The organism is Streptomyces sparsus, assembly GCF_054776295.1.
In genome coordinates, this window is sequence record NZ_BAAHCA010001493.1 from 1 (window position 1) to 785 (window position 785).

1 protein-coding gene is annotated in these 785 nt (G+C 74.8%); it reads left to right on the top strand.

The genetic code is table 11. The features are described from left to right. On the top strand, positions 1-785 hold a 785-nt coding region (locus ACYVE9_RS29210; protein WP_461030890.1), incomplete at both ends, for a Mur ligase family protein.

The following is a 785-nucleotide window of genomic DNA, read 5'->3' on the forward strand; positions in this document are numbered from 1 at the left end:
CCGGGGTGGCCGTCCGGCTCGGCGACAGCGCCACCCTGCCCGAGGGCACCGACGTGGTGGTCACCTCCCCGGGCTGGCCGCCGTCGAGCCCGCTGTTCTCCGCCGCCGAGACGGCGGGCGTGCCGGTCATCGGTGACGTCGAGCTGGCCTGGCGGTTGCGCGGGCCGGACAGCGCTCCCTGGCTCGCCGTCACCGGCACCAACGGCAAGACCACCACCGTGCAGATGCTCGCCGCCATTCTCGGCGCGGCCGGCCTGCGCACCGCCGCGGTCGGCAACATCGGCACGCCGCTGGTGGACGTGGTGCTCGCGGACGAGCCGTACGACGTGCTCGCCGTCGAACTGTCCAGCTACCAGCTGCACTGGGCGCCCTCGCTGCGCGCGCACTCGGCGGCGGTCCTCAACCTCGCCCCCGACCACCTGGACTGGCACGGCTCCATGGACGCCTACGCCGCGGACAAGGGCCGGGTCTACGAGGGCAACACGGTGGCGTGCGTCTACAACACCGCCGATCCGGCCACCGAGGAACTGGTGCGCCGGGCCGACGTCGTCGAGGGGTGCCGGGCGATCGGCTTCACCCTGGGCCCGCCCGCGCCCTCGCAGTTCGGCGTGGTGGACGGCATCCTGGTGGACCGCGCGTTCGTGGCGGACCGTCAGCAGCAGGCTCAGGAACTGGCCCAGGTCGACGACATCGCACCGGGCTCCGGCCCGGCGGCGCCGCACAACATCGCCAACGCGCTCGCCGCCGCCGCGCTGGCGCGCGCCTACGGTGTGCCGGCGCACGCC